The sequence below is a fragment of the Desulfobacterium sp. N47 genome (assembly GCF_051233685.1).
GTDB lineage: Bacteria > Desulfobacterota > Desulfobacteria > Desulfobacterales > RPRI01 > RPRI01.
In genome coordinates, this window is sequence record NZ_JBAMMY010000083.1 from 13,904 (window position 1) to 33,705 (window position 19,802).

Sequence of the window (19,802 nt, forward strand, 5' to 3'; positions counted from 1 at the left end):
TTCAAACAATTTCCTGTGCAATACTTCTGACTTTTTCTGCTGCCGTTTTAACGTTTATGGAAAGCATATTTCCGTTCTCCATAACAATCCTCCCGTTTATAACAGAAGTTGTCACATCGCTTGCTCTTGCGGCATATACCAGACCGGATACAGGATTGTACATTGGGGTTAAATGAGGTTTTACGGTATCAATAATTATTATATCGGCTTTTTTGCCAACTTCGATTGAACCGGCAATATCCGATATTCCAAGAGCCTTTGCCCCGTCTATTGTTGCCATTTTTAAAACAGATTCAGCATTCATTGCACTCGGATCAAACGTACTGATTTTACCGAGTTTTGCGGCCAGACTCATCTCATGGAAGATATCAAGATTATTGTTGCTTGCACATCCATCCGTTCCGATAGCCGTGCATATTTCCTGTTTTAAAAGTTTTGGAACCGGAGCAATGCCTGATGCAAGTTTCATATTACTTTCAGGATTATGAGCAACTTTTACATCATATTTTTTTAATAGCAGAATGTCATCATCGGTTAAATGAACACAGTGGCAGGCAAGAAGATTTGAAGATAAAACGCCGGTATCCTCTAAAAATCCGACAGGAGTAAGTCCGTATTTTTCTTTTATCTGCGATACTTCGCTTTTGGTTTCGGCAACGTGAATAACAAGCAAAAGATCATTTTCCTTTGCAAGCAAAGATGCTTTCTTAAGAAGTGTCGGCGCACATAGATATGTGGAATGAGGTTCAACCGCAATTTTTATCAAAGGATTATCACGGTATTTTTCGATAAGCATTTTTGTGTATAAAAAGCCCTTTTCTATCGGACCATAATTTGGTGAAGGAAAATCATAAAGCACTTCACCTACTACAGCGCGCATACCGGCATCCAATGCCGCCTGAGCAACATAGTCTTCAAAAAGATACATGTCACAAAAGCTGGTGATGCCTGATTGTATCATTTCGGCACAGGCAAGAAGCGCCCCGTCGTAAACCCTTTCCGGGCTAAGCTTTGATTCTGCCGGAAAAATATGATCATTCAGCCAGGTCATAAGAGGAAGATCATCTGCAAGGCCTCTGAATATGGCCATCGATGCATGAGTATGCGCATTTACAAGACCCGGCATTATTATGCCGCCATTGGCATCTATGGTCCTTGTCGCCTTATAGTCGGCAAGTTCTTCGGCTTTGCCTGCCGCTGCTATCAAGTCTTTTTTTACAGCAACAGCCCCGTTTCGTATTATGGTATTATCACGGTCCATTAAAACGAGCGTGCCGTTTATTATCAGAAGATCAGCAGAAAATTCATTCATTAAAATCAGTTATAACCCTTTTTATAATTGTGTCAATGTTAGGCATTATTTTTTTTGCCGTATCAATTATTTCATCAAGTGTTGATGGAGAAGGATTGGCCGGATCATGAACATTGGTTATTGCCGAAAGACCGAGAATTCTCATGCCGGCATGAACTCCGGCAATTACTTCCTGTACTGTTGAAAAACCAACTGCATCGGCGCCTATTGTTTTCAGGAATCTAACTTCTGCGGAAGTTTCAAGAGAAGGCCCCAAAAGTCCTGCATAAACACCCTTTTGCAAATGAACCTTTTCTTCTTTTGCAGCATTTAAGGCGGAATCAATTAATTTCTTGTCATATACCGCACTCATATCCGGAAATCTTATACCAAGTTTGTCATCATTAGCGCCTACAAGAGGATTATGGCCTGTCAGATTTATATGGTCTGTTATCAACATTATATCGCCGGCAGAAAATGAAGTATTAAGTCCCCCGGCAGCATTTGTTAAAATGAGAATTTTTATCCCAAGCTCCTGCATAACCCTGATAGGAAAAGTGACCTCAAGAGGTGAATATCCTTCATAGAGATGAAAACGCCCCTGTAAAACCATAACCTCATCTTTTGCAAATTTGCCTACCAGAAGTTTACCGATATGGCTTTTTACCGTCGAGACCGGAAAATTAGGAATATCCTCGTACCGGCATGAAAAAGAGACATCCATTGATTGCATGCTCTCACCCAGGCCTGTGCCTGAAAGTATGCCTATTTGAGGAAAATTACTGATATTTTTTCTTATAAATGCAGCGGTTTTTTTTGCTATCTTACCTGATGTTATCATATGATATTACCAATTTGAAAATGATTAGAATAAATTAAAAAATTATTAATACACTCTTTATTTTTAGTCAACAATGCCACAATTATATTTTATATTCGAAAAGCTTGTCCTCATAGTTAATAAATGAAATGGAATCATCCGAAAAAGTTTTGAAATATTGCGGCAAAAGAGGCACTTTTCCACCCCCTCCCGGAAGATCTATCATATATTGCGGCACACAAAGACCGGAATATCCGTAAAGGGATTGCATTATATTCAAGCCTTCTTTGACTGTCGCTTTAAAGTGATGGTTTCCTCTTACAACATCCAGCTGATGTATATAGTACGGTTTAACCCTTATCATAAGGAGCTTTTTCATAAGAGTTTTCATAATTTCGGCATTATTATTAATACCGTTCAGAAGCACTGTCTGGCAGCCAAGCGGAATGCCTGCATCAGCAAGAGCGCTGCATGCAAGAGCCGCTTCTTCGGTTATTTCGTCAGGATGATTAAAATGAATATTTATAAAAAGAGGATGATACTGGCGCAATATATCCACAAGATCTTTTGTAATCCTCTGGGGAAGCGTACATGGAATCCTTGAATGAATCCTTAAAATTTCAATATGGTCTATTGCTCTGAGATCTTTCAAAATACGATCTATCTTCTCATCTTCCAAAAGCAAAGGATCGCCGCCTGAAATCACAACTTCACAAATAGATTTATTGTTTTTAATATATTCTAAACCCATTGTTATAGTTTTATCTGTTATCGAATTGTATCCGACTTTTCTTTTTCTCATGCAGAAGCGGCAATACATTGCACATTCGGCAGAAACCATGAAAAGCACCCTGCCGGGATAACGATGAATAAGATTCGGCACCGGAGACTGGATCTCCTCACAAAGCGGATCAGGATCACTTAATATGTTAATATCTTCAATTTCCTGCATATCAGGAACAGCCTGTTTTCCGATAGGGCAATTTTTATGTTTAATTAAAGAAAAATAATAAGGATTAATACGCATAGGATAATATTCTATAATTCTATCTATTTTGCTTTTATCAACCGGTAATATCCTGATAAGCTCTTCAGGCTTTGTAATGCTGTTTTGTAACAGGTCATGCCAATCTGAAAATTTTTTATAATCATGCTGTTTCAAATTAAATTTTCCCTTGATAATACTGTTTTATTAACATGGCAAACATAGTACATTTAGAGCAAAGAAGTTATTTTTACAATAATTATGAGCGTATCCTTTTTTTACCCGATTTGATATAAAGGATATAATAATTAATGGACGTTAAACAAGCCTACAATAATCGGGAGCAAAGAAAAATGAAAATAAGATGCAAATGGGCAGGTTTGGACCCGGTCTATATTGATTATCATGACAATGAATGGGGCGTTGAAGTTCATGACGACCGGCTACTTTTTGAGTTTCTTGTTCTTGAAGGAGCCCAGGCAGGTTTGAACTGGATTACAATTTTAAAAAAACGAAACAATTATAAAGCTGCATTTGATGGTTTTGATCCTGAAAAAATTTCCCGCTACGATTCAGATAAAATCAGGGCGCTTCTTGAAAATAAAGGCATAATAAGAAACAGGCTTAAAATAGAATCGGCGGTTAACAATGCAAGAGCATTTTTGGCCGTGAAAAAAGAATTCAATAGCTTTGATGCTTACATCTGGAGTTTTGTAGGAGGAAAGCAGAAAACAAATGCATGGGAAACATATTCCCGGATACCAGGTTATTCAAAAGAGTCAACTGCAATGAGCCGCGATCTTAAAAAAAGAGGCTTTGGATTTGCAGGCCCTACAATATGCTATGCGTTTATGCAGGCTACCGGTATGGTAAATGATCATACAACAGACTGTTTTCGCTATAAGGAAATAAAAACGGCTTCATAAAAAGTCTGTCTGATATCAAACTTTTTACGGAGCCGTTATATTATCTTTTGCTTCCCCGTTTGGATGCTTTTAAGGGATTAACTTTGACTTTAGCTTCAGCAACAGCAACTATGTGAGTGGCAAAATTGCAATTCCCATTTTTCCATTTGATGGAAGGATCGGGGTAAGATGTGCAATACCACCCGGAAGAGGTCTCAAAACTTCTGTTGCAACCTTTGCACTGTTCAACTATTTCATGGCATGCTCCGCCATTGTATGAGCAGCCCTTGGCCGTCATAAATGGGCACTCCTTGCCGTTTTTGATTGTTGTACAAACCATTTTTATCACCACCTTTTACAAATTATAAATGCAAAAAAAAGACCTAGCTAAAAATGCACTAGGCCTTTTTATAAAGCTTCAAATTTTTCGATGGACTCTTAGTCCCTCAATTGCGGCTCAATATAGTCATTTTTTTTTCTTTGTCAATAAAAAGTTTTAGAGGCTCAGCAAAAAAAGAGCTCTTGATTTTTATAAGAATAATTGACAATATGCCGGCAGCATTGGATATGTTTATTTTATTTTTAATGGCTTTTAAAAGTCTGTCAATATATGAAAATATGAAAGAAAAAAGAAATGATAATTGATGAAGCTATTGAAGTTCTTAAAATTGAGGCGCAAGGAATTCTGAATTTAATAGACCGCATAAATAACTCTTTTGCCGAAATGGTTGAACTTATTTATAAATCAAAAGGCCGGTTAATAGTCAGCGGAATAGGCAAGTCCGGAATTATCGGAAGAAAAATAGTTGCAACTTTAAACAGCACCGGAACAAGATCTTTTTTTTTGCACCCTGTTGAGGCTATGCACGGAGATGTTGGTCTTGTATGCAAAGATGATATTCTTCTCGCGCTTTCAAACAGCGGTGAAACAGACGAACTGAATATATTGATTCCGACAATAAGGAAAATAGGGTGCAAGGTAATTGCATTTACGGGGAATATAAAATCAACACTGGCAAAGCACAGCGATATTGTTATTGATATAGGAGTTGAAAAAGAGGCCTGCCCATTAGGTCTGGCTCCGACTACCAGCACAACCGCCCTGCTTGCTATGGGAGATGCCCTCGCCGTTACTCTCATTAATAAAAAGAAGTTTAAATCAAGCGATTTCAAGAAGGTACATCCAGGCGGAGTGCTCGGTCAGCGACTTTCCGAAATGGTTAAAGATATAATGCTTACAGGAGAAGCGCTGCCTGCTGTATTAAAGGGTGTCAGCATGATTGAAGCTATACGGAAAATTGATTCAGGCGGTTTGGGAGTAAGCCTTGTCCTTGAAAAAGATGGTACGCTTGCCGGAATAATAACCGATGGTGACATAAGGCGTATGATAGTAAAAAACATGAATGTTCACGAGCTCAAAGCCGAAGATGTTATGACGCAAAATCCCAGAACTGCAAAACCCGATTCACCGGCTTATGATGCATTATATCTTATGGAAAAATTTCAGATAACTGTGCTTCCGATAACTGATCCTGACAATAAAATTCTTGGCGTTCTGCATCTTCATGATATACTTGGTAAAGGAAGTTTCAGATTTAACGGAAAAAATTAATTAAATATTTATTAATTAACTGTTTTAATGGAATAAAACAATTATGGATAACAGCAGCTATTTTGAAATTGATACTACAATTTCTGCTATTGGAGAAGCAAAAATACCGGCACCTGTTCATTATAAAGAAAATGGACAGGTAAAGCAGACCTTCATATCAGATAAAGACAAGGTTTTAATAGATGTAAACCCATATAGAATAACCAAAATGGTAAAGGAGGGGAAAAAGCTTCCTTCATTTGAAATGGCAGGCCCGAGAGAATTGATCTATTTTGATCCAAGCAAGTTAAGATGTGCTCTTGTAACTTGCGGTGGGCTTTGTCCGGGCTTAAATGATATCATCCGCTCAATTGTTTTAGAACTTTATCACAGATACGGAGTTCGTAATATCTATGGCATCAGATATGGCCTTCAAGGTTTTATCCCAAAATACGGGCACGACATCATGGAACTTAAGCCCGATACGATTTTACATATTCTTGAAATAGGCGGATCAATTTTAGGCTCATCCAGAGGGCCGCAGCCAATTGATGAGATTGTTGACAGTCTTGAAAGAATGGGCATAGGCGCTCTTTTCATGATAGGAGGCGACGGAACGCTTAAAGCGGCAATAAAAATCGCTGATGCCATTTCCGAAAGAGGTCTTAAAATAAGTGTTGTTGGTGTTCCCAAGACCATTGATAATGATATTTATATGGTTTCCCGGTCATTTGGATTTGATACTGCGGTTGATGTGGCTACGCTTGCAATAAAAAGCGCTCATAATGAGTCAAGCAGCTTTTTAAACGGCATAGGACTTATTAAACTCATGGGAAGATATTCAGGCTTCATAGCAGCAACATCCGTTCTTGCTCAGCAGGATGTAAATTTTGTTCTTATTCCCGAAATAGATTTTGAGATAGATGGCCATAATGGACTTCTCGCATCCCTGGAAAAGCGGCTGAAAGAGAGAAAACATGCAGTAATAGTAGTTGCAGAAGGAGCCGGGCAGAAGTTTGTTCAAAGTGATGAGAAAGAAGTTGATGCATCAGGCAACATAAAGTTAAATGATTTTGCTTTGTTTTTAAAAGATTCCATACTGAACTACTTTGAATCAAAACATATTGAAATATCATTAAAATACATAGATCCAAGCTATATTATCAGAAGCCTTCCTGCAAACGCCAATGATCATGTTTTTTGCAGTTTTCTCGGAAGAGACGCCGTACACGCTGCAATGGCAGGTAAAACCAAGCTTCTTGTCGGAAGCTGGAGTAATAATTTTGTTCATATTCCTATGATTGAGTCAGCAAAAAAGAGAAAACAGGTAAATCCTCATGGCAAGCTTTGGCAAAGCGTACTTGAAGCAACGGGCCAGGGTTCTTTGAAAAACTCCCAGTTTGACAAAACCGGGGATTAATCTTTATCTATCTCAACAAAGCTGTCTCCTTTTACAGTAATAAGGTATAATTCTTTTTGCGCATCCTGCTTGCCATCAAAAGAAGTGCTTCCGGTAAGCCCATCAAAATTCTTGATTTTGACAAGTTCATTCCTTACTGATTCCGGAAATCTGATGCCGGGCTTGCTCACTGTCTGAAACAGCATCATTGCTGTATCATAAGCAATGGCTTCGATAAATCCGGGTTCTTCACCATAATATGTTAAGAAAGAATTAACAAAGTTTCTCATCTTATCAGAATCTTTTTCACCAAAATAACCATCAGGAATTATAGCCTTGTCCTGCATGAAATCACCGGCCATTTTTATCATTTTTTTTGAGTGCCAGAGGTTAGTGCCTAACAAATAAATATTTTTTACATCATTATATTTGAACTGAGGAATGATAAGCCCGGCTTTTGCAGGCGAGTCAGGAATAAAAACGGCTTCGAAATCAAGTAATACTCCATTTTTCTCATTCAAATTATTATCAATATGATTACTCTGCTCTTCGTCGGCATATGCTGGCCCTGATAACTCTTTATCTGCATAATGAGTCCGGACCCCAATAAATTTTTTAATGACATCTGTATAATCCGTAAGGCTCGGGTCATATGATTCGGTATTTACCACTGTACCGCCATTTGCCATAACTTCAGCATAAAACATGCCTGTAAATTTCGTGCCGTAATTTTCCCTGGGGTACAAAATTGCAAATCTTTTTATCCCTTTTTTTTCTATTGCATATTTTACAATGGATTTTACCTGCATTTCAGGCACTAAAAAATTCCTGAAAACAAAATTCCCGCTATCGGTAATCCCCTTTTTTTGAGTCATTAATATAATAGGAATTCCGGCTTTCTGGGCTTCTTTGGCTGCGACAGCGGATTCATCCGTTCCCATAGGTCCGATAATTGCACAAGCATCTTCTTTTACAAGCTCTTCCACAGCTCTTGCAGCACCGGCCGGATCCGATCCGGTGTCTCTTACCACAAGATTTAGCAAAATCTCACCTCTTTCATCTGAAAACCTGCTCAGAGCAAGCTTTACTCCTTTTAGTGCCTTGTTTCCAAAAACGCTGAATGCTCCTGTTAAAGGTAGCAGACAGCCGATAGTGTGAACTTTGTCTTCTGAATTTTTATATATTTTCTGCAAATAAATCTTTGCTTCTTTAACATTTTCATGACCGGGTATTTGTTTTATTAAATCCTTAAAAACAGTTTCGGCCTCTTTATATTTTTGTGTCTCATAATAGCGCACACCAATACGATACAACAGGTATCCTTTCAAATTATTGTCTTTTGTACTTTCTATAAGAAAATTTATGTCATTATCTTCAAGCTGTGAAAAAGCATTATTTAGCTTTGTATCTATAATTTCATTACCATTTTCCGTGTTTCTTGAGCCTGCATTGAAGAAAGAGACAAGGGCATCTGAAGGCTGACTTAAAGCAATCTGGGCGTCTCCAACTAAAGTATATGCTTTTGAAAGATAATTACCGGAAAGATTATCTGGGTTTTCTGAAAATATATTTGAGGAGTAATTTATTACATCTTCAAAGAGCCCCTGCTTAAAATAATCTTCAAGTACTTTTAATTTTGCATCGGAAACATAAATACTTTCCGGATGGTTATTGATAAGACGCAAGTAAGTGATACGTGCTTTATTGTTGTCACCAAGATTATCATAAATATTGCCCACCCGAAGCAAAGCTGAAGGGATATTATCGCTTTCGGGAAACTTGACAATATATTCATTATAAGCTTCAAGGGCCCGGTTATATTTTTGTGTAGAAAACAGATTTTCAGCTTTAGAAAATAAAGCTTTCCCTCTTGTATCATCCACCTTAACATCGGGTACTTTAAAATCAGCCACAGGAGCTTTTGGGATACAGGCGAGTAAAGCAAACAATACGGGAATAATCAGCAATTTGATACATTTCTTCATCTTATCACTCTTCTTGTGTATTTATTTTTAAAAAAAGTCGACATTGCTTTTTTTTAATGTCAAATAAGAAATCAATAACAACTATTGTCGGCAGATATTTTAAAATTTATATCATAAAAAAATATTAATCACAAAACATGTTGAATTTAAGCTTTTTTAGGTTTAGCATAAAAACGTTAAAAAAATCTTGTATCCACTTAATCTAATTGCATATGATAAGGAGATTTGTTTATGAAAAAAATAAAACTCTTGTCGTTTCTGATGGTACTATTATTTTCTGTTCCTGCCTCAGCTGAATTTTACCGTTATACGGATAAGGACGGTAAAGTCAGATATACAGACGATTACAGTAAAGTTCCAAAAAGCCGGAGATCTTCTGCCGACAAATACAGAGGCTATGAAAACAATGTCACTGATGAAGCAACGGAAAGCGGTGAAACAGCCACTGAACCTGATATCCAAAATCCATCAGAATCAACACAGGAAACAGGAGAGGGGCAGGAGAGCGTAACAGCAAGCAAGAATGATGAGCTGGATGCAGCTAAAAAACGTCTGGATAAAAAACAAGAGGAAATAAATAAGGAACTTGATGATCTGAATAGAGAAAGAAGCGAGCTGGATGCACAAAGAACAAAGATTAAAAACAGGCCCCAGTCATTTGAGTACAAAACAAAAGTTGAGGCTTTTAATGAAAAAGTAAAAAATTTTCAGGATAAACAAAAAGCTTTTGAAGCTGAAGTTGATGCATATAACAATGAGTTAGAAAACAACATGAAGAATTCTTTGAAACAATTCAGTAAAGATAAAAAAGCAAAAGAGAAGATGTAATAAAAAAGCAAAAACAAAGAGATATAAACTATTTTATCATATTTCTTATGTATAACCGGTTTATAAAAAGTCCGATAAATATGTTTTGCGGCAATATATAATTTATAAAGGAGGTTTATTATGACAGACGGTATTTCTGATTTCGATAAGGTGATAGATATAGGCCGTCCACCAAACATCAAAAAACTTTTTCCGAATTCAAAAGCCCTGATTGTCAGCGGGAAATTTATCGACAGGGCAATGATAACCAAAGGCAAGGCTATTTCAATGGCTGCAAACGGCAGAAGCAATATAGTAATACGCGGTGCATTGATGGCTGCCCAAAGAGCAAATTCGGCAATAATGATTGAAATCGCAAAGTCCGAGGGAGGTGCGAGTTCTTATTGTGCTGTTAATTACTGGAATATTGCAAGACAGGTAGATGCCCTTTGCAATGAGCTTGGTATTACCATACCTGTTGCAATTCACGCGGACCACTATGGTATAAAAAATGAGAAGGACATAGCTGCTGCAAAAATCGAGATACCCACTATTTTTGAAGCAGGCATGACTTCAATTGCAATCGATGCATCCCATATGCCGGATGATAAAAATCTTTTGGCTAATATAGAATTAAATCCTTTTATTCCGAAATGGGCCGGTCTTGAAACTGAAGTGGGAGAAATAAAAGGCAAAACAGGGCTTTCAACTGTTGATGAGGCATTATTTCTTATACAGGGTCTTAATGCACATGATATTTTTCCGGACTGGATTGCTTTAAATAACGGGACAACGCATGGCATTGAAGCAAGCGACCAGGGAATCCAGGTGGATTTAACGGTAAATATCCATGATGCCTTAGCTAAATATAAAATATCCGGAGCACAACACGGAACATCAGGAAACAGCTCCGACAGATTAAGAGAAATAGCTTCAAAAACACGTACCACAAAGGCAAATGTAGCAACTGCCCTCCAGATGATTTCATGGGGTCTGGAAGTAAATGATTACGGAAATGCAAAACTCGACAGTAATGGAAACTTTATAAAAGTAAAAGATGAAGGCGTCACGGAAGAGTTGTGGCAGCAGATGGTCGACTATGCAAATTCAAAAGAATTAAAAGGCGGAAACTATAAAAAACTTAACATTGTTTTTGAAAACAAGATAATGGGACAGCCTGAAAATATCAGAGTCAGAATGGCAAAAAGAGTGGAGGATTTTATATACAACATGATTGTAACTGTTTTTAACGGTAAAGATTCAGCACCGCTTGCCATACAAAATATAATAAAAGCCGGTTCATATGATCCGGGACCAAAAACAGGAAGGATTGAAGATCCGTCACAGTGGACGCCTGAAAAAATATCCGAAAAAGCGGTTTCAATAATATCGGATAAAGGAGCGAAAGGTAATTTTGACGATTAATGCGTAAAAAAACGAACTGCTGTTATTGTGGTGCAATTCTGACTGAGAAGTCATTTGAAGACAGGATTCGCCTGTTTTGCGAAAAATGCAACGAGCCTATTTATGAAAATCCTGTTCCTGCAACATGTCTTGTAACAATTGATGATAAAAAGAGAGTTCTTCTTGTCAAAAGAAATGTGGAGCCTAAAACAGGATTCTGGTGCCTGCCGGGCGGGTTTATTGAGCTTGGTGAAAGTCCTGAAGAAGGCGCTTTGCGTGAACTTGAGGAAGAAACGGGCTTAAAAGGTAAAATCGAGTTGCTTCTTGGAGTCAGTTCAAACCGGAATCAGCAGTATCATTCGGTTCTTATTGTTGGGTATCTTATCAGAAACTACAGCGGCATTCTCAGCACCGGATATGATGCATCGGATGCCGCCTGGTATAATTATAAAGAGATCCCCGAAATTGCATTCCAGAGCCACATGCAGTTTATCAGAATGTTTTATGCAATATATGGTGACTGACAAGTAAAAATTATATTGAGATATTTATGAAAATTATTGATTTCCATTATCATCCCCTAAGTCCCCTTGTTGATTTTTTACCCCAGCCGATGGGATTGCTGAGAAAAAGGAATCCTGAGTGGGTCAAACGCTTCGCAAACATTCCAAGCGCCCGTGATATACTTTCTTTTCTTGATGAGGAAGAAATCGACTATGCGGTATTGCTTGCTGAAAGAATACCAACCGTAACAGGTATAATTTCCAATGAATATGTAGCTTCCCTTTGCAAAGGTGAACCCAGGCTGATCCCATTTTGCAGTATAAATCCGGCTTTGGATATTCATATGGATGTAATGCTTGAAAAGCTTGTAAAAGAAGGCTTTAAAGGAATAAAACTGTGGCCCAGCTATCAGCATTTCTACCCGAATCAGCAAAATCTGTATCCACTTTATGCAACCGCACAGAAACTGGGCATCCCGATACTGTATCATATAGGAACTTCCGTATTTGAAGGGACTAAGCTTAAATACTGTGACCCGATTTATCTGGATGAGGTAGCCGTGGATTTTCCAAAACTCAATATTGTCATGGCTCATGCCGGCAGAGGCTTCTGGTACGACAAGGCCTTTACGCTGGCTTCTTTGCATAAAAACATATTTCTTGAAATTTCCGGATTGCCCCCGTCTAAACTTCTTGAATATTTTCCCCGTCTTGGAAGAATCGGATCCAAAATAATTTTCGGATCCGATTATCCTGATGTAACATCCATCAAAAAGAACGTAGACTACATAAAAACACTGCCTCTTGAACCTTCAGTTATTGAAGCAATACTGGGATTGAACGCAGATAAACTACTTAAAATATTTGCCTGATTTAAGACTTGATACCTGTCGGTTTCCGATAGGTGCCGGGCAAAAAGATAGATTATAAACGTAGAGGCAGGATATATAGTATAAATAGCCGGAAATCGGCAAGTGGATCGATTCTAAAAAACAAACTGCCTGAACTCAAAGGGTTTTCTGAAAGAAACATTGGCAGAATGATCGCTTTCTTTCGAGCATATCCGGGTATGCATGAAATTTTGCCACAGGCTGTGGCACAAATGCTCGAAACGAATGACTCCCAAAATTTGCACCAGCTCTGAGGGCACAACATGCTGATATTGAATAAAGCGATATCAGTATAAAATATAACTTAGTAAATCAAATAAAAACAAGAAAACAATGAAATATTGCTATTGGGCTTTTACCTATTGTACGTTGATGCTTGGAACTGTAACAATGATTTAATTCTTTAATGATCTTTTTTTCTATCCAATATTCATCCGCATCTACCTGGTAGTCATCAGGCTCATTAAGCAGTTTACTTCTTGCTTTCTCAGCCCAGTACTCAGCCGTGTGGGACTGAATGTATCCAAGCATCCCGGCTTCATTGGTTTCGCGACCGTAACTGCCGGATAGAAATTCTCCAAGGCCTTCGGGACCCAAATATTTGCCTATGGGATGCGTGCTTGCTGAAAGTCGCTTTGCTTCAAAATAATAACAGGGACGAGGGCCGGGTTGAACACGTATAAACTGGATATCGATTTTCTTCCGTCTTTTTCCTTTCCTGTTGTCAACATTTACGCGGGGATCTTCGACTATGTAGAAATTCGCTACCCATCTGGGATAAGTACGATCCTGTGTTATTTCATTAATTTCCTTAACAAGATCTCCAGTGATATCTTCTTCTTCCGCTGTTCGGCATATTGAAGCATCGAGCCGGTCATAACCCCATTTAAGTAATCGGAATATCCGTTTTCGAAAGATGCGATGATAGTCTTCTTTATCATCTGGTATTTGCGGATTCATATCGGTGTCCTGCAATTATCAGCTCCGATCTAAGTCAATTTTTCAGCAATAAATTCGTCAGCATCCAGCAAGGCTTGACTTCTTAACCAACATAGCCTCTCCCGCGGTTTCACAAAATAGGTTGTACGACCCTCATAAATCTTGAGGTTACGATTAAAATATATCCATTGGCCATGTCTGCTTAGAAGATTCGATTTTAGCTCGTCAAAGGCAGCGTCAACACTGCGGTTTTCGATATCCAATACTGTTACAGCACCCGCAGGAGTGTTTCCTGGATGTTCTATTTTTATAATAGCAACATGGCTGTTATAGTACACGGTTATCCGGTGTTGGTCTTTTATTTCAGCATCCAGAAAATTATCGAGTTCCGTTTTTAACGCCTTTGCATATTTATTGATATCATCTCTATTGGCAGGTTTAGTTGCTTCTATTGCAAGTTTACCCTCATTCAATTTTTTGCGTACAAACAACAAATCATTAATAAGCCATTTTTCGGTTTCACTTATGTCGAGCAACGCATAAACATTGTCGTTTAATTGCTGTTTTAAAACTGAAATATTTCGTATTTTCTGATGACCGTCAAACAAGGGAGATTCAGATTTTGAATAATTGTTTAATGTCGCATCAGCTAACTCGTCATAGAGTTGTGCCCAGGAAGAAAGGTCGATAGGCGACAGAGCATCAAGTGGAATCGGAAGACTTTCCAAATCACTTTTATCCGGTCTATCTCGTTCTACGCCCCAATAAGTAGAAACCAAAAACTGATGATACAATACAAAATCTGAATTTAAATAAAGTGCCAGCGCTTTAAGAAAATCAACTTGAGAAGGCTTTCCAGAAATACCAACTTGCCTTGGGGGAACAACAATAAATTCATTTGAAAACACGGCGAACTTTCTGGCAGCACTGATTATAATATGGGGCGGATAACATATTTGGAGAGGAATCTTCCCCCTGCCTTTTCTCACGAAAGCTCGATTCGGTTCAATGGGCTTTAATGCATGCTTTGGAAATGCGTAGATTTCTTCAAGGCTCTTCAAGGCATTTATGTTGAGTTCCTTTCTTCTTTCCACTTCTTTGAGATATTCTACTGGTTCGTTTGCTTTTGAGGTTCGAAGTTGGAGGCCTTCGTGGATGCTCAAATCATGTTTTTCTTTAAATTTCAAAAGCGAAGGAAACAGTTTGGCTAATGAATGGATAAGAAACCTATCTCTGTGAGATCCCCACATGGCGATTTTCCATGGCAGGCTGTCCCCGGTTGCCGCTTCCGTCCATGGAATTTCTTTTATTTCATCTGCGTTTACAAGAACTGTCCACAGCTTATTATGTTTTTGCTTTTCTGCTTCAAAACGCGTTAACTGATTTACAGCAAACGGTGCAAAGGTTATGATTTGTGATAAATCCTCGTTAATTTCATTTATGTTGGAATAAAAAAATGCAGCTGCAGGATTAACAGCATCCTGAAAGAGGAGATGCCTGAGGTTGGCAAAATTCACGACACACCATACGCGTAAAGTGCTGAAAAACTTCTCTCTGAATTTTTTGCCATTGGTTTTAAACAGTGTCCCTGCAGGAAGAAGCATTCCAAACAGACCGTATGCGGACAAATATTGGCTTGCCTCCCATGCGAAGGCCTCCGCAATTTGATTGCTGCTAACAGGAAAGCGTTGAGTATTTTTTCTGATCCATTCTATGGCATATTTGTCGCCATTATCCATTTTTTCAGAATTTAATTTCTTCCATGGCGGATTTCCGACAATCCAATCATAACCTTTCCTATGCTTAGCGGATTGCCATTTGGATTCCGGATCAAAAAAGCCTTGGTTACAGTAAAATATGTTCTTATCTCGTAGCGGGGGTAATTGAAACTTTTTGTACTCCGGCTTTTCCAGATCAGGAGGATCAACATAATCCAATAAGGTTAAAATTAGGCTCAGTTCCGTGACACCGCACGCATCTTCATCAACCTCCACTCCCCAGATGTGGTCGGTCAAAAGTTCCCGCAGTGTAAACGGCGAAAGCTTTTTATTAGGCGATTTTATTGCTTCCCGTTCTATCAGCCTACGAAAGCATTGAACAAGGAACGCCCCGGACCCGCAGGCGGGATCTAAAACCGTCATGCCCTTTTGAAGTGGTCGTTTAGTATCGAGTTCATCTAAGATAAAGTTTACCAAGTGAATAGGCGTGTAGAATGCGCCTTGACCGCGTCCTTTTCCCTCTGTATGCAGGAACTGTTGGTAAACCATGGACAAGGTTTCTATGGGGATGTGCTGAAAATCATATGCTTTGAAATCCAGATGCATCTGCCCATTCGGATCGTCTCCTAGAAAAGTACTTGCCACCATTTTTATGTGTTCAGCAGAGGGTACACCGGGTCCATTATCAGGAATTGGAAAAACAGTGCCGTTCAACCACTGATCAAGTTGATCAGTAACCGAATAAAACCCCTCTAAGGTGGCGTTTCGGCCGAATACGGATTCTTCTGCAATTCCCCATTGCGATAATTTGCGGTACGATAGTATGTCCCTGTCTTTTAGATAATGGAGATAGACATATTTTCCTATTAGCGCATGGGCGGCATTTCGAGGCATGTTATGTTCCTGCAGCCAAGCGCTGAGGTTTTTGAGGCTATTTAATAACTTGGTATCAACTCGTTTGTCCGGAGTAACTTCTTCACCCCACTTGGACCACATTGCCCCGTTATTAATAGAAGTGGCTCTAAAATCAGCCAGGTTTGCCAATACCGCATTTGCTGTCTTGGCAATTTCTAAAAGGCTTTGGTCTTTGGCCATTCCCGTGCGAGTATCAAACTTGAAACCGGGGTATAAACGAAAACATTTTGGTGTTTCGACAATAAAGAAAGGAACAATGTTCTGATTCCATATCAGTTTATGGAATTTGGTTGCTTCTGCTTCTGAATTTGCTTTACAAACATAAACAAGAGGAAGGATGTTTCGACCTAAAGGAAGGTTTACATCAGACCCCTTTAATGTGAAGACGCCTTCAAGACCGCACTTTTCTTGAGCCAGGCGAAAGGAATGCGAATAGGCTGGATATTTATTAAAACTGGACCCAGTTATAAAAAATGATGAGTTGGAATATTCAAGGTAATTAAGTAAATCCCGGATATTCATCACCTGTATTCCTTTTGAGAGTTTTCGAACTTACTGTGATAATACTAATTTTTTATGGCAAAAAATATTGTATGTCAAGAACATAGTGGACACTACATGTTGATATACACAGGAAAAGGGTACATTGCTGACCGCAGCAAATTAATATGTTTACTTAAATGTAATAAGGCTATCCTATAACCATGGATAACCTCCAACCACAAGGGCTGTGTTCGATTTTATCTTTATTATCATTTCCCATAAAAAGGCTGCGCGCCAGTTAATTTTACCATCTTGCCTTAGTAATATTTAAAACATGCTGCATGAAACGGAATCTGGCTTATCTTAAACGGCTGAATTTTTGAATTTCATTAAGCTGGGCATTGTGAATGAATTTGTTGAGAACCGATTCGAAGCTGGAAGTAAGGAATGTCATAGTGCCTCCGGATGAAACCGGTAGGCAGATCGTATGTTGATTTCCAGAAGAGGTGGTTTGCATTCAATCAAAAATGGCATCGGTTACATCTTTGCTGGATAGTTGATAGTTATTGATTATCTCCAGCAAACGACAAGCATATCCAACTCTGGTCTTTAATGACGAATCTTTGTTGATCAGAAAGCTGATATGCATTTCTTTAATGAGAGTCCCGGGTCTGATTTTTTGGCTTGGCTGGTCAACAATGACCTGTCTCTTGGTTTCATCCACATCAAAAAGAATTGAAGGCCTGGAACTGGGTGATAACGATTTGAGATTAAAAACCAGATCCACTCTCATTCCGGGTTTTAATATAAAATCATTTATTTTAGACATCCTTCCTGGCTGTTGGGGATAGCGTTGAGTATTAATATTTAAAGTTGGTGGTCCCAACGGGATTCGAACCCGTGTTACCGGCGTGAGAGGCCAGCGTCCTAACCACTAGACGATAGGACCATTATTCAAGAATATGGCGGATAATTATAGAAAAGGGGTTGAAATGTCAAATGTTATTTTAAGATTATCAGCCATCGGTTTTATTTAAAGAGGTACTTTCGGGGCTTTTTCCCTGAATTGTTTTACCCCTTCTGTATCCTATTGCAAAATAAACAACAGGTCCAAGAAATGGTACAAGCGCTGTAAAACCCCATATAGCCTTTGCGGCGGTAGATCCGAAATTCTTCTTTGAAATATCGATTACAGCCCACCAGGTCAGCAGGAGAAAAACAAGCCCGGCACCGATTATTATTTTCGCCATTTACAGTTATCCTTTCAGCATTGCTGTTAAGTTAAGTATTGTATTTACATAGTAGCTGCTAGGGTTGTACTGGCGAATTACCCATCGAGCTTTCTTCTCTTTCATTCCCTTACGCCATCCGCACTTATTAAGAAAATTAGCAATGCTGGCTATTGCATCGGCATGATCGGAAAGATCAATCCGGCCATCCATATTACCATCTGTTGCGTATCTGATAATATTGCTTGGAATAAATTGCGGAATTCCAATGGCTCCGGCATAAGACCCCTTTATAGTAAAAGGATCAATTTTTTCCTTTTCTGTATAAATAAGAAAAGATTTAAGTTCATTGTATGCCCAATTCGATTTTCTTATAGCTTTTTTTTCAAATGTTTCCACGGTAAAAAGGGTTGAACCTGAAACATATTCCCAGAGTCTGTTTCTTATATTTGCATCGAAAAGAGATGCCATTGTTGAAAGTGTACTAAATACCCGCCACTTGCCAACAGTTTTTCCCAATTTTGATTCAACAAGAATTATTGCAGTAATGAGTTCTCTGTCAACTCCATATTTCTCTTCTGCTTTTGAAAGCTCCGAATCATATATTTTCATGTAGAGCTTTGCCCCGGTTATTGAAAGAGTTTTGGGGTACTGATTATAATTTACATTCGATTCCCTGTGTATAAAAAAAAGCGACACCCCCTTCATATCAAAATTTATCTTGCCGTTCCGGTAAATCCGTGCAAGCTTTTTCCCGTCAAACCCATCTGAAACAAGTTTTTCCTGAAGAGGTTCAAAATTATAATATACCCCGTTGCTCACAGTTTCTATCTTTTGCGATGGTAATGTTGTGAGCAATAACAGGCATAAAATAAAAATAAACCTCTTGAGGCTTAAGAAGCTTCGACTCATTTTGATGCATCCGAATTATATAGTTGATATTTTAACAAGATGGCGTTTTCTTTCAGTAAACCCGCAAACATGTTTATAGCCTGAGGAGAGAACCAGAGGCAAAACTTTTTCATAATTACGCCCGATATCATCAGGATCATGTGCATCCGAACCTATTGTTATTCCAATACCCGATTTGAAACATTTTTTTAAAATATCAAAAGACGGGTAAGCATTATTTGCAGGGTGGCTGTACCCGCTTGTGTTGACCTCAACAACAAGATTTTTTATTGCTATTTTTTTAATTAGTCTGTCAAATTCTTTTTCAAAACATTGCGGAAGATCCCTGCCGAATTTTTTCATAAGATCTATGTGGCATATGAAATTAAAGTAATCATTATCTAACATTTTATCAAGATATTCAAAGTAAAGCCGGTAAATATGATCTGTTTTATGTTCTCCTTTGCTCCAGTCTGATTTGTGGCTTACTACATCCACATCCCCCGGAAAATGAAGAGAGCTTCCTATAACATCGAATGAAAAAGATTCTGTGATATCTTTTATCAATTTTATATACTTAGGATGATAATCAATTTCAAGGCCGGTTTTTATGCTAATAACTTGTCTGTAGCGGTTTTTTAGATTTTGAACCGCCTGAAAATATAACGGAACCTCAGAAAGTGCCATGGAAAGTCTGTTTCCTGGCTCGCTTATAGTTAAATGATCAAGAAAACATATTTCATCAAACCCTGCCAAAACGGCTTTTTTTATATAGGCTTCCATGCCGTTTCGGGCATGATTGCAAAGCATGGTATGGATATGGTAATCAATTTTACAGGAGATATTTGTACTTTCCTGATTCATGATAAAAGCGCCTTTAATAAATTTTAGTACAATATGCTTAGCATTATGTTATATTGCTATAATTTGTATTTTAAATACCATTTAAAGTATCACATAAAAAAGGAAAGAATTACAGAATTATTTTTTTTCCTTTATGAAATTTGATGGACATTCGCCTCTATCAAAAATACAATAATATATTAC

At 38.3% G+C, this 19,802-nt stretch carries 18 protein-coding genes and 1 tRNA gene; 7 read left to right on the forward strand and 12 right to left on the reverse strand.

The annotated features are described in order from the left end of the window. Position 1: 1 nt before the first annotated feature. From VXK47_RS05150 to VXK47_RS05160, 3 genes are all read right to left on the reverse strand, one after another. A complete protein-coding gene (locus VXK47_RS05150) occupies positions 2–1,312 on the reverse strand; it encodes an amidohydrolase (protein WP_435547705.1) in 1,311 nt (436 codons plus the stop codon). Continuing rightward, entirely contained in the window at positions 1,305–2,132 is an 828-nt protein-coding gene (locus VXK47_RS05155) for a purine-nucleoside phosphorylase (RefSeq protein WP_435547706.1), read from the reverse strand. The genes VXK47_RS05150 and VXK47_RS05155 overlap by 8 nt, the downstream gene beginning before the upstream one ends. Positions 2,133–2,214: 82 nt before the next feature. Then, positions 2,215–3,273, reverse strand: coding sequence for a KamA family radical SAM protein (locus VXK47_RS05160; RefSeq protein ID WP_435547707.1), 1,059 nt, complete (start codon positions 3,271–3,273; stop codon positions 2,215–2,217). Between the two features lie 134 nt (positions 3,274–3,407). On the opposite strand from VXK47_RS05160, the gene VXK47_RS05165 reads away from it, so the two are divergent. Beyond that, on the forward strand, positions 3,408–4,022 hold the full coding sequence (locus tag VXK47_RS05165) for a DNA-3-methyladenine glycosylase I (protein ID WP_435547708.1): 615 nt from the start codon (positions 3,408–3,410) through the stop codon (positions 4,020–4,022). A 40-nt stretch (positions 4,023–4,062) separates the two neighbouring features. Here the strand turns inward: VXK47_RS05165 and VXK47_RS05170 are convergent, their stop codons facing one another. Then, positions 4,063–4,341: a PxxKW family cysteine-rich protein gene (locus tag VXK47_RS05170; protein ID WP_435547709.1), complete on the reverse strand. Its 279-nt coding sequence runs from the start codon at positions 4,339–4,341 to the stop codon at positions 4,063–4,065. 294 nt (positions 4,342–4,635) lie between these two features. Between VXK47_RS05170 and VXK47_RS05175 the strand changes: the two genes are divergently transcribed. Both VXK47_RS05175 and VXK47_RS05180 read left to right on the forward strand, forming a co-directional pair. Further along, on the forward strand, positions 4,636–5,613 hold the full coding sequence (locus tag VXK47_RS05175) for a KpsF/GutQ family sugar-phosphate isomerase (protein ID WP_435547710.1): 978 nt from the start codon (positions 4,636–4,638) through the stop codon (positions 5,611–5,613). Positions 5,614–5,656: 43 nt separating this feature from the next. After that, positions 5,657–7,012, forward strand: coding sequence for an ATP-dependent 6-phosphofructokinase (locus VXK47_RS05180; protein ID WP_435547711.1), 1,356 nt, complete (start codon positions 5,657–5,659; stop codon positions 7,010–7,012). On the opposite strand, the gene VXK47_RS05185 is transcribed toward VXK47_RS05180, so the two are convergent. Further along, positions 7,009–8,976 (reverse strand): penicillin-binding protein activator, encoded by a 1,968-nt coding sequence (locus VXK47_RS05185; protein ID WP_435547712.1) that lies wholly within the window; start codon positions 8,974–8,976, stop codon positions 7,009–7,011. The two genes, VXK47_RS05180 and VXK47_RS05185, sit on opposite strands and share 4 nt — an antisense overlap. 231 nt (positions 8,977–9,207) lie before the next feature. On the opposite strand from VXK47_RS05185, the gene VXK47_RS05190 reads away from it, so the two are divergent. The 4 genes from VXK47_RS05190 (at position 9,208) to VXK47_RS05205 (ending at position 12,562) form a co-directional block, all read left to right on the forward strand. Then, positions 9,208–9,804, forward strand: a complete 597-nt coding sequence (locus VXK47_RS05190; RefSeq protein ID WP_435547713.1) for a DUF4124 domain-containing protein — start codon at positions 9,208–9,210, stop codon at positions 9,802–9,804. Positions 9,805–9,924: 120 nt separating this feature from the next. Then, positions 9,925–11,208, forward strand: a complete 1,284-nt coding sequence (locus VXK47_RS05195; protein WP_435547714.1) for a class II fructose-bisphosphate aldolase — start codon at positions 9,925–9,927, stop codon at positions 11,206–11,208. Beyond that, the gene (locus VXK47_RS05200) at positions 11,208–11,711 is read left to right on the forward strand and encodes an NUDIX hydrolase (RefSeq protein ID WP_435547715.1); all 504 of its coding nucleotides are present in this window, start codon (positions 11,208–11,210) and stop codon (positions 11,709–11,711) included. The genes VXK47_RS05195 and VXK47_RS05200 overlap by 1 nt, the downstream gene beginning before the upstream one ends. Before the next feature lie 26 nt (positions 11,712–11,737). Beyond that, positions 11,738–12,562 (forward strand): amidohydrolase family protein, encoded by an 825-nt coding sequence (locus tag VXK47_RS05205; protein WP_435547716.1) that lies wholly within the window; start codon positions 11,738–11,740, stop codon positions 12,560–12,562. 330 nt (positions 12,563–12,892) lie between these two features. On the opposite strand, the gene VXK47_RS05210 is transcribed toward VXK47_RS05205, so the two are convergent. The 7 genes from VXK47_RS05210 to VXK47_RS05240 all read right to left on the reverse strand — a co-directional run bounded on the left by VXK47_RS05210 (position 12,893) and on the right by VXK47_RS05240 (position 19,619). Next, positions 12,893–13,540, reverse strand: a complete 648-nt coding sequence (locus VXK47_RS05210) for a hypothetical protein (RefSeq protein WP_435547717.1) — start codon at positions 13,538–13,540, stop codon at positions 12,893–12,895. Positions 13,541–13,569: 29 nt separating this feature from the next. Beyond that, the gene (locus VXK47_RS05215; RefSeq protein WP_435547718.1) at positions 13,570–16,674 is read right to left on the reverse strand and encodes an HsdM family class I SAM-dependent methyltransferase; all 3,105 of its coding nucleotides are present in this window, start codon (positions 16,672–16,674) and stop codon (positions 13,570–13,572) included. A gap of 478 nt (positions 16,675–17,152) precedes the next feature. Continuing rightward, entirely contained in the window at positions 17,153–17,464 is a 312-nt protein-coding gene (locus VXK47_RS05220) for a hypothetical protein (protein WP_435547719.1), read from the reverse strand. A gap of 45 nt (positions 17,465–17,509) precedes the next feature. Next, positions 17,510–17,584: transfer RNA gene (locus tag VXK47_RS05225), tRNA-Glu, on the reverse strand. A gap of 67 nt (positions 17,585–17,651) precedes the next feature. Further along, a complete protein-coding gene (locus tag VXK47_RS05230; protein ID WP_435547720.1) occupies positions 17,652–17,885 on the reverse strand; it encodes a PLDc N-terminal domain-containing protein in 234 nt (77 codons plus the stop codon). A gap of 6 nt (positions 17,886–17,891) precedes the next feature. Beyond that, the gene (locus VXK47_RS05235; RefSeq protein ID WP_435547721.1) at positions 17,892–18,776 is read right to left on the reverse strand and encodes a lytic murein transglycosylase; all 885 of its coding nucleotides are present in this window, start codon (positions 18,774–18,776) and stop codon (positions 17,892–17,894) included. A 15-nt stretch (positions 18,777–18,791) separates the two neighbouring features. Then, a complete protein-coding gene (locus tag VXK47_RS05240) occupies positions 18,792–19,619 on the reverse strand; it encodes a histidinol-phosphatase (protein ID WP_435547722.1) in 828 nt (275 codons plus the stop codon). Positions 19,620–19,802: the final 183 nt, after the last annotated feature.

Coding starts and splice junctions, on each gene's coding strand:
- VXK47_RS05190 (WP_435547713.1), top strand. CDS start 9,208: ATGAAAAAAATAAAACTCTTGTCGTTTCTGATGGTACTATTATTTTCT.
- VXK47_RS05240 (WP_435547722.1), bottom strand. CDS start 19,619: ATGAATCAGGAAAGTACAAATATCTCCTGTAAAATTGATTACCATATC.
- VXK47_RS05230 (WP_435547720.1), bottom strand. CDS start 17,885: ATGGCGAAAATAATAATCGGTGCCGGGCTTGTTTTTCTCCTGCTGACC.
- VXK47_RS05205 (WP_435547716.1), top strand. CDS start 11,738: ATGAAAATTATTGATTTCCATTATCATCCCCTAAGTCCCCTTGTTGAT.
- VXK47_RS05180 (WP_435547711.1), top strand. CDS start 5,657: ATGGATAACAGCAGCTATTTTGAAATTGATACTACAATTTCTGCTATT.
- VXK47_RS05170 (WP_435547709.1), bottom strand. CDS start 4,341: ATGGTTTGTACAACAATCAAAAACGGCAAGGAGTGCCCATTTATGACG.
- VXK47_RS05150 (WP_435547705.1), bottom strand. CDS start 1,312: ATGAATGAATTTTCTGCTGATCTTCTGATAATAAACGGCACGCTCGTT.
- VXK47_RS05220 (WP_435547719.1), bottom strand. CDS start 17,464: ATGTCTAAAATAAATGATTTTATATTAAAACCCGGAATGAGAGTGGAT.
- VXK47_RS05155 (WP_435547706.1), bottom strand. CDS start 2,132: ATGATAACATCAGGTAAGATAGCAAAAAAAACCGCTGCATTTATAAGA.
- VXK47_RS05200 (WP_435547715.1), top strand. CDS start 11,208: ATGCGTAAAAAAACGAACTGCTGTTATTGTGGTGCAATTCTGACTGAG.
- VXK47_RS05195 (WP_435547714.1), top strand. CDS start 9,925: ATGACAGACGGTATTTCTGATTTCGATAAGGTGATAGATATAGGCCGT.
- VXK47_RS05210 (WP_435547717.1), bottom strand. CDS start 13,540: ATGAATCCGCAAATACCAGATGATAAAGAAGACTATCATCGCATCTTT.
- VXK47_RS05175 (WP_435547710.1), top strand. CDS start 4,636: ATGATAATTGATGAAGCTATTGAAGTTCTTAAAATTGAGGCGCAAGGA.
- VXK47_RS05165 (WP_435547708.1), top strand. CDS start 3,408: ATGGACGTTAAACAAGCCTACAATAATCGGGAGCAAAGAAAAATGAAA.
- VXK47_RS05215 (WP_435547718.1), bottom strand. CDS start 16,674: ATGAATATCCGGGATTTACTTAATTACCTTGAATATTCCAACTCATCA.
- VXK47_RS05235 (WP_435547721.1), bottom strand. CDS start 18,776: ATGAGTCGAAGCTTCTTAAGCCTCAAGAGGTTTATTTTTATTTTATGC.
- VXK47_RS05185 (WP_435547712.1), bottom strand. CDS start 8,976: ATGAAGAAATGTATCAAATTGCTGATTATTCCCGTATTGTTTGCTTTA.